We start from the raw sequence: 10,366 nt of genomic DNA on the forward strand, positions 1-10,366 counted from the left end.
ATCGTATGTGTTTCACTGTTTAGTTATCAAGGTTCTTTGTTTCTCACTGCCTTTCGACAGCTCGTTCACTTTATCATATTCATCAATGTATGTCAAGCACTTTTTTCAAGTTTTTTTGAGACATTTTCTTATGATCTGTCGCTCGTTCAAGCGACTTGTCTACTCTATCACATCATCAATTCCCTGTCAACAACTTTTTTCGTTTTTTCAAAACTTTTTAAATTGTGTGTTCAAAAGAATCAATTCTTTGTGACAGCTCAGTTAGAATATCACGTTCCAACCGGGCTGTCAACACTTTTTTCAAGTTTTTTCCAGAAACCTTCTCCAGTCTCGCCAAAACGTTGTCCCGGTCAGTTCTGCTCTTTCCTGTAAAGAATATAAGAATAAAGCACAGGCACTGTTATCGTCACTGTAATAATAACTCCCAGAGCTGCTGTTGATTTGAAATATCCATTGATGCACATTGCAATTCCTGCGACAATAAATACCCACGCTCCAAACCGATGTGTACGGTTCCAGTTGTCTGAATCATTCAGTGTCCACGGAAACCTCAGTCCAATACTGTGATTCTGTTTTACTTTAGGAAGATAGTTTCCAAGAACAATAAATACAATCCCAACCAGCACATTCATCTGCATTCCGATATCAAACTTTTTCCCAAAGACAGTTCCATAAATGCAGACAGCAACAACAACAGAAATCACAGGAATGATCCACAGGATAATTCGGATCATCTTGTCACTGATATTCTTTTTCTTCGGATCAATTGCCGTAACCAGCAGGCAGAACCATTCCATCCCAAGAAGAAACGCCGGAAGCCCAAATACTGCAACCGGCCTGGAACTCCATCCATCCGGAGTATTACCTGCCCCGCTGAAATGTGTTGGTATCTCCTGCGGAAGCTGATTCCAGAAAAGGACTCCAAAAAGAATCGGGCTCAGTGTCACGATTCCGGTCAGAATCAGTGTCCATTTATACTTCTTTATCATACTCATCATTGTCGTTTCCCCCTTTCAGATCCTTCAGCCAGAGAAGGATCTCATCCACAACAGATGTATTAAGCTCATAGTAAACAAAGTTCTTTACTTTCGTCTCCCAGACCAGGTCCGCTTTCTTCAAAATATTCAGATGATAGGAGATCGTTGCCCCGGTCATATCAAAATGACCTCCAATCTCACCGGCCGACATCCTGCCATTTTTGAGAAGCTGTAAAATTTCTCTCCTGACCGGATCAGACAGTGCCTTGAACGTATCTGCAAAAGCCATCCTCTGCCCTCTTTCGAAAACTATTTAGAAATATTTCTAAATACAATATATGTCTTCTTCGCTCTTTTGTCAACAGGTATTTAGAATTTTATCTAAATACTTATCTGACAAAAACTTTTCCAGTCCCGGTTTCTCATTTTACAATGCAAAAAGACCACCAGAGTTTCCTCCGATGGTCTTTCACATTTTCATATATCCATTTATGCATACATATATTTCTGCAGTGCATGTATGATCTTAGGTTCAACGTTTTTACGCTATTTTCTGCTCAAATATCTGTCATTTCGCGGTATTCTTTTGGCGTGACACCATATCTGCTTTTGAACTGGCGGTTAAAATTTGAAAGATTGGTAAAACCGGCCTCCTGAGAGATACTCAGAATCTTATCATTCGATTTTTTCAGCGCTTCTGCTGCCACTGCCAGTCTCCGTTCATTTACATACGAAATAAAGCTCAGACCCGTCATTTTTTTGAACCACCGCATAAAGTGGCTGTCACTCCAGCCACAGAACTCTGCGATCTCTCTGACTGTAAGGTTTTCACTGATATTTTTTTCAATTTCCTGTAGAACCACCTTCAAACGTTCTCTGTCCGGCGAAGACACCTCTTTGACACATGGATATTTTCTTATAAGAAGAAAGAGCATTTGAAGAACCGCTGCTTTTACTCCCAGTTCATAGCCTTTTTCTCTGGATTCGCACAGATCTTCCATCTGGCTTAAACATTGTTTCAGTTCTTCGTAATCTTCTTCCTCTTTGTGCACACAGACAGGAGGAAGCAGTTTTCCCGCCGCAAGAGGCACGAGAAATTCTCCTGCACACAGATCCGCTGCTCCGGCTCCCAGGAAATCCATCTCAAAAATAATATTTTCATATTCCATCGAAAATCCTTTTGCCTTGCGAAGTGCATGGAGTGTTCCCGGAGGCACCACAAAAATATCACCCGGTTTTCCCAGAAACAACGTAGTTTCTATCTGAATTTCTCCAGCTCCTTTTTTGACATAGATCAGCTCCATATCTTTGTGCCAGTGAAGAGAAACTGACGGAAAATCCAACGGGATCGTACATGGATAGATATTAAAAGGAAACAGTCTGCTCCCATGCTGTTTCTTCTCCTGGTATTTCTGCGTGTTTTCTTTTTCCATAATGTATTTTTCTCCTCTGATGATAGGATAGTATCAGTATTTGCAAGATTTTTACAAGAAACGACAAACTATATGTGATATAAATATAACCATAACATGGTACAAGATGTTTTCTGACAACCACTAAAAGCTTCTAAAGCAATGTATCTATGAAAGGAGTGGCTCACATGAGTGAAACCATGACAAACAAACTTATCGAACTTTGCGGCAAAGATATCAGAACCGCTTCCAACGCGGAACTTTATCACGCACTTCTGAAACTGGTCGATGAAAAAAGCCAGGAACAGGTTCAGAACGTAACCGGAAGAAAGCTTTATTATATTTCAGCAGAATTCCTGATTGGAAAACTGCTGTCCAATAACCTTATCAATCTCGGCCTTTATGATGATGTAAAGGAAGCTCTTAAAGAAGCCGGTAAGTCTCTGGCTGATATTGAAGAGCAGGAGCCGGAACCAAGCCTTGGAAACGGCGGTCTCGGACGACTGGCCGCATGTTTTCTCGACAGCCTTGCTACCTTGAATCTGCCAGGAGACGGTGTGGGACTCCGTTATCACTGTGGTCTTTTCCGCCAGAATTTCAAAAATAACGTCCAGAACGAGACTCCTGATTTCTGGCTGACTGACAGCTGCGCTGCCAAAGCTACAGATACGGTCTTCCCAGTGTCTCTGGCGGGAAAAGAATATTCTGCAAGACTTTATAAACTTCCGGTCACAGGATATGAAGGCCGTACCAACACCCTGAACCTCTTTGACCTTGACAGTGTTGATGAATCTGTGATCGGTGATGGAATCTCCTTTGACAAAAAGGATATCGCCAGAAACCTGACCCTTTTCCTTTATCCGGATGATTCTGATGAGGACGGTCGTCTGCTCCGTATCTATCAGCAGTATTTCATGGTTTCTGCCGGCGCACAGCTTGTCCTTGAGGAATGTGCCGCAAGAGGCTGCAATTACCATAACCTTGCCGACTATGCTGCGATCCAGATCAATGATACACACCCAAGCATGGTGATCCCGGAACTGATCCGTCTCCTGATGCTCCATGACATTGATTTTGAGGAGGCTGTACAGATCGTTACCGACACCTGCGCTTACACAAACCACACGATCCTTGCAGAAGCCCTGGAAAAATGGCCGAGACATTATCTGGACACCGTTGTTCCACAGCTCATGCCGATCATCGAGAAACTGGACGCCCTGGCAAAAAGCCGCACGGAGGATGGCTCCCTTGCGATCATCGACCAGAATCAGGTCGTTCATATGGCTCATATGGATATCCATTTCTCACATTCTACAAATGGTGTCGCAACCCTGCACACACAGATCCTCAAAGAAAGCGAACTGGCAGGATTCTACCATCTGTATCCTGAGAAATTCAACAATAAGACAAACGGCATCACCTTCCGCCGCTGGCTTCTGAAATGCAACCCATCTCTGACCAACGAGATCGAAAGCCTGATCGGAAACGGATTCAAAAAAGATGCTTCCGAGCTGAAAAAACTTCTTGCTTATACGAATGATCAGAATGTCCTCAGGAAACTTTCTGAGATCAAAAAGCAGAATAAGGAAGCACTTGCCGCATGGCTCCTTCACAAACAGGGTATAAAAGTCAACACAGATGCCATGTTCACCATCCAGTCCAAGCGGCTTCATGAGTACAAGCGCCAGCAGTTAAATCTTCTGTTCCTGATCCATCAGTATCTGGAGATCAAAGCCGGCCATATACCAAGCGTTCCGCTGGTCAGCATCTTCGGTGCCAAGGCAGCTCCTGCGTACATTATCGCCAAAGACATCATCCACGGACTGCTCACACTTTCTCAGGTGATCGAGAATGACCCGGAAGTTTCCAAATGGATGCAGCTCGTCTTTGTAGAAAACTACAACGTCTCTGCTGCTGAAATGATGATCCCTGCCTGCGATCTCTCTGAGCAGATCAGCCTTGCTTCCAAAGAGGCATCCGGAACAGGAAACATGAAATTCATGCTGAACGGTGCCCTGACTCTCGGAACCATGGACGGTGCAAACGTGGAGATCTCCGAAGCAGTCGGAAACGACAACATCTATATCTTTGGTCAGAGCAGCAAACAGGTCATCCACCGCTATGCAGTCGGTGATTACTGTGCAAAAGACTGGTACGAGGCAGACCCGAACCTTCGTCGTGCGATTGACTTCCTCACCAGCGAAAAAATGCTCTCCTTCGGCGATGAGGAACATCTGAAACGTCTCCAGAATGAACTGATCTGGAAAGACTGGTTCCAGACTCTTCCGGATTTCAACGCCTATGTGGTACGTAAACAGCAGGCAATGGCTGACTACGCCGCAGATCAGGAAAACTGGAGCCGCAGAACTCTGATCAATATCGCACAGGCCGGATTCTTCTCTTCTGACAGGACTATTAAAGAATATGATAATGATATCTGGCATCTTGGGAAATAAAAAAACACCAAAACTTAATCTTTAGCAAAAGCAGAGAGGAAATCCTGAAACTTCCTCTCTGCTTTTTTATTCTCCTGGATTAGACTTTCGGAGCTGTTCTGTCAGCTCTTCACCACCCTGTTCATACCATTCTTTTACAAACTCGTCAAAATAATCAACTGGCTGTACGCCCATGATGATCTGGATAAAACTGTCTTTTTCTAACTGCTGAAGTGATTTCGGGATCTCGCCGTCACTGTCATCCAGATACCGCTTCGCAGTCGTCCGGTAATTTCCCTCGATCAGCCGCCCGACTGCTGCAAGTCTGGACTCGTATGCCGCCCAGTCCTCTGCTGTCTCTGATCTTCCCTGGATAAATTTTTCTGCTGCATCATAGTAGGATTTCTCGATCGCACTTAAATCTGTTTCTTTTCGCATGCCACTCATCACGCTCTGGATATCCTTGGTGATCTGGAACGTCGCCTCATTATAATCAATGTTGATGACCAGCGGTCTTGCCGTCGGATCGACATTCAGGGCAAAATATGCATTCACCTCGTCTGCATCCTGCGCTCCATATCTGGTGTAGTCAAACAGCACACTGATGATCTTCATCACGATCTCCGGATGCTCATAACCCTTACGTACAACAACATATTTATTATCGCGGAAGCTATCATACACATTCTGCCAGTCTGCTTCCTGCAGATAATATGGCTGCCAGTCCGCTTCCGGGTCTGTCTCATAGACATCCATCAGAGGATTGTTCGGCGTCCACCAGAGTCCAAAAAAAGCTCCGCAGTTTCCATTTACCACCAGATCTCTGAGATTGTTCTGCGCACGCAGGGCAAAGTTCTGATCCAGTACACCACGTTCGTAGAGTTCATGCAGATAGCTGAGGGCGTTTTTTGTTTCTTCTGTCAGAGAGCCATAAACGATCTCTCCATTCTGGTTGATCCACCTCTGCGGGCTTGCATGGAATTTATCAAAAACAGGATCGACAGAATAACTGGAACTGGTACTTCCCACCAGATCAGTGTCACAGACAAGGCCGATCGGGTCTTCTCCGTCTTCTGTTCCCATCCGGTTTTCTGTAAATGCCTCCACGATATCAAATGCATCTTCCAGCGTTTTGGGTTCTTCTAGCCCCAGTTCTTCGATCCAGTCCTTGCGCAGCCACATCAGACGCGGTCCATGGTCTGTGACAGTCTCCGGGATCGCCATCAGTTTTCCGTTAAATCTCACAGAATCCAGAAGGTCGCTTCCGTAGCTCTCAAACATTTCTTTGATTCGTTTGGAAGTGCAATTTTCGTAAACCTCACTCAAATCTGCCACCAGATCATTATCGACCAGTTCTTTGAGTGTTTCTCTGTCCGACACCACCAGAACATCCGGGAGCGTCTGGTCTTTGACCAGGATATTTACAAATTCATCGTAACGGTCTTCTCTCTCCATGTAGACGTTTTTGTTCTGGATGTTCAGCATCTTTCGGAGATAACGGGTGTAGGCATTGTCTTCGTAAGTATTTCCATCCGGGAGGTTCGAATTGTTTGTACCGCTCATCTGTCCCAGAGTATAGGTCACAAGCTCCGGATATGCTCCATAAGGTGTCTGCGCGGCTGTTTCCCAGGTACCGGTGCGGACAGTTTCTTTTGCGGAAGCTGTGTTTTCTGTTTCTGTCGATGTTTCACTCTTATCTGTCTCTCTGGAGACACTGCTGCATCCGCTTAACATCATGCTTACGATACATCCCAGGATCACGGGCAGTTTCCATTTAGTCTTCATGTTTCTTGCCCTCCTTCGGGAATCTCATCACAACATTTGTTCCCTCACCGGGTGCGCTGAAGATCCGGATCCCGTATCCCTCCCCGTAGAGCAGTCGGATACGGTCATTGACATTCTTAAGCCCATACCCCTTCGCCTGATAAGCGACAAGTGTCTCTGCTTTTTCCTGTTCCATTCCCATTCCGTTGTCACGGACGGTAATCACGACATCATCTCCTACGCCTTTGAACGACAGGGAAATCTTTTTGTCTCCCTCTTCTTTTTCGTCAATGCCGTGTTCGATCGCGTTTTCTACAACTGGCTGGAGAAGAAGTTTCGGCATTTTTTCATTCTTGATCTCCGGGTCTGTCTCCCATTCTACGGTGAAGTTGTTGTCATGCATGGTAAGCTGGATCTCCAGATATGCCTCCATATTCCGGATACAGTTTTCGACCGTGACCATGTCCTCGCCTTTACTGAGTGCCGTCCTGTAAAACGTCGACAATGCAAGTGTAACCTTGCTGATATCCATCTGATTGCTCCGGATCGCCATCCAGTTCATCATGGAAAGGGTGTTAAAGAGAAAATGCGGGTTGATCTGCGCCTGCAGTGCCTTCAGTTCGTATTCCTTCAATGCGATCTTGTTGACATAGACCTCATCGATCAGACGGTTGATCTCATCCATCATGCTGTGGAAACTGTTGATCAGGATTCCTACTTCATCCTCAGAATCACTGCTTACGGTAACTTCCCTGCTTCCGTGGTTTACCCGGTCCATATTTCTGGTAAGCTCTTCGATCTTACGTGTAAACAGTCGGGAAAAAGCCATCCCCAGAAACAGGATGATCAGACCACATGCCGCGATCAGGGGGATTTCTTCCAGAAGAAGCCTGCGGACAGAACCGGAGATCGCTTTCTGGCTTTTGTAGAGATAAAAAGTCCAGCTGTTTTCTTCGCTTTCTGCACTGGTATATGCACAGGTTTCACTGAGTTTCTTGATAGCGGTACCTGCTTTGTCTGTTTTCTGGATACCTGTTCCTTCCAGGCTGCTTCTGTTGTAAAGGACTGTGCCATTTTCATCCGCGATCATTCCTCCATTCTCATCCGTGAGGATATTGGTCAGCGGCTGAAAGATCTTGTCATAATCCAGCGAAATGCAGATTGCGGCATCCAGTTTCTGTCCACTATAGATCATACGGACAGCGGTAACTTCTTTGCGGTCTGCATCTACCATCCACTGAATCCGCACATCGTTCTTGAGTTCACTGCTCCACCACTCTTCCTGCATTTTGGCAAGCGGGACCAGGGTATACTCGTGTTCTACCTGAATGCTCTCGGCAAAAAGCTGAATGCGGTTGATCGCATCGTGATAGGATTTCGGCACGGACAGAAGAGGATCTGCGATCTCGGTGTATTTCTCATATGCCGTGTAATTATCGATGTTTTTTTCCTTGATGATCTCCTCAATATCCGGCGAATAAGTAAGATAATTCAAAAGACTGCTGTAAACGGCAGTCTGACTGTCAATACTCTCCTTCGTCTGGTCGATGATCGACTGCATATCCTCCAGATCACTGCTTCGGACCATCGTACTCTGTCTGCTGTGGGCATAAAGGGCAAGAACTGTCATCGGCACCAAGGCAGTCACGACCAGAAGAATCGTCAGCTTGTGCCGGTATTTCATGTTTTTGATCCATTTACGAAGTCTGTTCATCCTCTCCTGTTCCTTTCCGGTAAGATTCCGGGCTGCTTCCATAATATTCCCGGAAACTCCGGCAGAAATAGGAAACGTTGGCGAATCCTACTTTTTCACTGATCTGTGCTACCTTCATGTTGGTACTGCAGAGAAGTTCTTTGGCTTTTTTCATACGGAAGACACGGATGTAGCGATTGAGGTTCATGCCGGTCTCTTTTTTGAAGATAAAGCTTAAGTAGCCGGAAGACAGATATACTTTTTCCGCCAGCATTTCCAGATTCAGGTCTTCTTCATAATGCTGATAGATATAATTCTTGACGGCAGTCACTTCATTCCTTGAACTGTTCATGGAACGCTCCAGAAAAGCCTCGTACTCTTTGATATTGTCCTCTGTCACAGAAAGGATCTCCATAATATTCCTGCAGTTATAGAGGCGTTCGATCTCGTGTTCCAGTTTGTGCTCACCGGAAAACTGGTTTTCCTGAAAAAGCTCCTGGATCACGTTAGAAAATACAAATTTGATATACATCGCAGAATACTGGGTGTTATCATGGTATTTTTCCTTAAGGCATTCAAAATGTCTCCAGAGCTGTTCTATATCCTTGCGGGTGATATCCTCGGAAATCGCCTGCATAAGCTGAGAATCCTGCACTTCTCCGACTGCCATGCCAAGCACTTCATCCTCATTGGTAAACACATGCTTGTCCGGATGATAGAATTTCTCCTCCATCTGCTGTTCCAGCTGCTCCAGAACAGATGGAAGACTTTCACATCCGTCAAACTTCCTGCTCACGGCAAGATAAAACCGCTCCATGTACTCACGTTTCAGGAAATTATAGATATGATTTGCCACAAGCTGATAATCGCAGTACACATCCTGGAACAGAATGAGTGACTGTCTTGCATTCAGGTTCATGTAGAAAAACATCCTGTGGAGTTCTTTCTGCAGTTCCTGTTCCAGATTTTCTTCTGCTGTATCAAAAAGTGCCACATCTGACTCGATCAGGATCGCGCAGTGCCAGCTGTTCCACTTGTCCAGATCAATGAGTTCGCCGGCTTTTTGCAGGATCTCTTTTTTGCCGGAGTAGAGATAGCTCTGGAGAAAATACTGCTGAAGGAAGTTTTTCTCTTTGATCTCGCGGCTTTCTTTTTTTCTTCGTTTGCTGATCTCGCTCTCTGCGCGCTCCAACACTTTGTGGAAATCATCCGGATTTACCGGTTTGAGGATGTATTCGGTCACACCGTAGCGGATCGCCTCCTGCGCAAAGGTGAAGTCGCTGAAGCCGCTAAATATGATGATCTGGAGGTTGGGATTTTCTTCTTTGGCTTTCTTTGAAAGCTCCAGGCCGGTCATGTGCGGCATCTTGATATCTGTCAGAAGAAGCTGGATATCCTCGGAGCGCAGAACCTGTAGCGCCTGTTTGCCGTTGGCCGCTTCAAAGACGGTACGCTCTCCTTCCTCTCTGGAAAGCAGATATTTCAGCCCCTCTCGTTCGATTTTTTCGTCATCTACAATTAAAACGTTTGTCATGCATTCTCCTGTCTGTGTCTTATATTTATCTTTTTCATTATACCACAAAGTCCCCGGAAAGAATATTTCTTCCCGGAGACTGAATTTTCGTTATGTAATTATCAGCCTTTGACTGCGCCGGCTACAACACCTTCGATAATGTGTTTCTGGCATACCAGATATACAATAATGATCGGAATGATATCGATCATGATACTTGCCATCATCGGTCCCATCTGCACATGTCCGAAGCTTCCGCGGAAATACTGGACTGCCATCGGAATGGTACGATATTTCTTGATATCCAGTACCAGTGTCGGCAGAAGGTAGTCATTCCATACCCACATCAGTTCCAGGATCGCGGTAGAGATAATTGTTGGTTTCAGGATCGGGATCAGAACCTTGAAGTATACCTGCAGAGGTGTACAGCCATCGATCAGAGCCGCTTCTTCGATTTCAAGCGGGATACCCTTTACAAATCCTGTAAACATAAAGACCGCCAGACCTGCACCAAATCCAAGATAGATAATACAAATATTGTATGGATTGTTTAGACGTAAGGTATCAGCTGT

At 45.2% G+C, this 10,366-nt stretch carries 8 protein-coding genes; 1 reads left to right on the forward strand and 7 read right to left on the reverse strand.

Annotation, left to right across the window (positions count from 1 at the left end; genetic code table 11):
* Positions 1-350 precede the first annotated feature (350 nt).
* From QZL69_RS05015 to QZL69_RS05025, 3 genes are all read right to left on the reverse strand, one after another.
* Positions 351-998, reverse strand: coding sequence for an SdpI family protein (locus QZL69_RS05015; RefSeq protein WP_022214132.1), 648 nt, complete (start codon positions 996-998; stop codon positions 351-353).
* A complete protein-coding gene (locus QZL69_RS05020; RefSeq protein ID WP_022214133.1) occupies positions 973-1,266 on the reverse strand; it encodes an autorepressor SdpR family transcription factor in 294 nt (97 codons plus the stop codon). The genes QZL69_RS05015 and QZL69_RS05020 overlap by 26 nt, the downstream gene beginning before the upstream one ends.
* A 268-nt stretch (positions 1,267-1,534) precedes the next feature.
* Positions 1,535-2,410, reverse strand: coding sequence for an AraC family transcriptional regulator (locus QZL69_RS05025; protein ID WP_022214134.1), 876 nt, complete (start codon positions 2,408-2,410; stop codon positions 1,535-1,537).
* Positions 2,411-2,577: 167 nt separating this feature from the next.
* On the opposite strand from QZL69_RS05025, the gene QZL69_RS05030 reads away from it, so the two are divergent.
* Positions 2,578-4,845, forward strand: a complete 2,268-nt coding sequence (locus QZL69_RS05030) for a glycogen/starch/alpha-glucan phosphorylase (protein WP_022214135.1) — start codon at positions 2,578-2,580, stop codon at positions 4,843-4,845.
* Positions 4,846-4,911: 66 nt separating this feature from the next.
* Here the strand turns inward: QZL69_RS05030 and QZL69_RS05035 are convergent, their stop codons facing one another.
* The 4 genes from QZL69_RS05035 to QZL69_RS05050 all read right to left on the reverse strand — a co-directional run.
* On the reverse strand, positions 4,912-6,609 hold the full coding sequence (locus QZL69_RS05035; RefSeq protein WP_022214136.1) for an extracellular solute-binding protein: 1,698 nt from the start codon (positions 6,607-6,609) through the stop codon (positions 4,912-4,914).
* Entirely contained in the window at positions 6,599-8,344 is a 1,746-nt protein-coding gene (locus QZL69_RS05040; RefSeq protein WP_022214137.1) for a cache domain-containing sensor histidine kinase, read from the reverse strand. Before QZL69_RS05040 ends, QZL69_RS05035 begins: the two co-directional genes overlap by 11 nt.
* Complete coding sequence (locus tag QZL69_RS05045) at positions 8,286-9,815, reverse strand: response regulator transcription factor (protein WP_022214138.1); 1,530 nt, start codon at positions 9,813-9,815, stop codon at positions 8,286-8,288. The genes QZL69_RS05040 and QZL69_RS05045 overlap by 59 nt, the downstream gene beginning before the upstream one ends.
* 101 nt (positions 9,816-9,916) lie before the next feature.
* The coding region (locus tag QZL69_RS05050; RefSeq protein WP_291518426.1) for a carbohydrate ABC transporter permease at positions 9,917-10,366 on the reverse strand (450 nt) is incomplete at its 5' end.

It is taken from the genome of Blautia sp. CAG:237 (genome assembly GCF_000436615.1).
Classification (GTDB): Bacteria; Bacillota; Clostridia; order Lachnospirales; family Lachnospiraceae; genus Blautia_A; species Blautia_A intestinihominis.